The 1,107-nt window shown below is 76.0% G+C and carries 2 protein-coding genes; both read left to right on the top strand.

What is annotated here, in order from left to right:
* The coding region (locus tag ACTS11_RS15110) for a c-type cytochrome (RefSeq protein ID WP_442641127.1) at positions 1 to 281 on the top strand (281 nt) is incomplete at its 5' end.
* 4 nt (positions 282 to 285) lie between these two features.
* Positions 286 to 792, top strand: a complete 507-nt coding sequence (locus ACTS11_RS15105) for a c-type cytochrome (protein ID WP_442641126.1) — start codon at positions 286 to 288, stop codon at positions 790 to 792.
* The last annotated feature ends 315 nt before the right edge of the window (positions 793 to 1,107 follow it).

Here is a 1,107-nt window from a genome sequence, read left to right as displayed (position 1 = left end):
GCGTGAACTGCCACGGGCCGCAGGGCACCGGGCTGCCGCCCACCGTTCCCTACCTCGCCGGGCAATACGCCACCTACATGCAGCACCAGCTCGAGCTCTGGGCCGAGGGCGTGCGCGACAACGACGCGATGAACGTCATGTCCTCCATCGCCCGCCAGATGACCGAGGAGGACATGCGCGCGGTGTCCGAATACTACGCCCGGGTGCGTCCGCCGGAGCGGGAGCGCGACGACGGCGAGGCCATCGCGCCCAGCACCACCGTCTCCTCCGGGGACGATTGAGCCCGTGCGGCAGGCGGGCACATACATCCTGGGCTTCCTCGCCCTCCTCGCGGTCGTCCTGGCCATGGTCTGGTCGGCGCTGCGCCCCGGCGTCTCGCCCGGCGACGCGGTCTTCGCCGCCGCCTGGACCGCCCTGGCCGAGCCCGCCCGCGACGTCCGCCAATGGTTTCTCCGCGCCGGCGAGACCGACCCCGACTGGCGCGCCGTGGCGCGCGGGGTCCACGACGGCGACCCGGCGCGCGGGGCCGAGCTGATCGTCGCCCATGGCTGCGGCGCCTGCCACGAGATCCCCGGTATCCGCGGCGCGCGCGGCTCGGTCGGCCCGTCGCTCGAGGGGCTCGCGACCCGCGCCTACGTGGGGGGCGTGCTGCCGAACGAACCGGGCGGCCTCGTGCGCTGGATCGTCGATCCGACCGCGCACTCGCCCGCGACCGCCATGCCCGACCTCGGCGTGACCGAACCCGAGGCCCGCGACATCGCCGCCTTTCTCTTCACGCTCGGAGGCACGTGATGGCGCGCAAACCCGACACCTTCCGCCCACCCGCCGCAAGTCCCCCGCGGCTCCCGGCAAACGCCAATGGGGCGCCGCTCCCGGCGGGCGCACCCGGTGCCCGGCCCCCCGCTGCCGACCCGACACGTTCACCCCGTGCCGCTGGACGCTCGGAACGGCCCCGCCTGCGTCACGCCCGGCGGCGCGCTTCGCCACGCAGCCCCATCACCCTCCGCGCACCCGCCGCACGACCCCCGCGGCTCCCGGCAAACGCCACCGGAGCGCCGCTCCCGGCGGGCGCACCCGGTGCCCGGCCCCCCGCTGCCGACCCGACAC

It is taken from the genome of Roseicyclus sp., from assembly GCF_052168335.1.
Taxonomy (GTDB): Bacteria; Pseudomonadota; Alphaproteobacteria; order Rhodobacterales; family Rhodobacteraceae; genus Roseibacterium.
The sequence above is the reverse complement of the archived record's forward strand: the minus strand, read 5'-3'. Positions and strand labels throughout refer to the sequence as shown.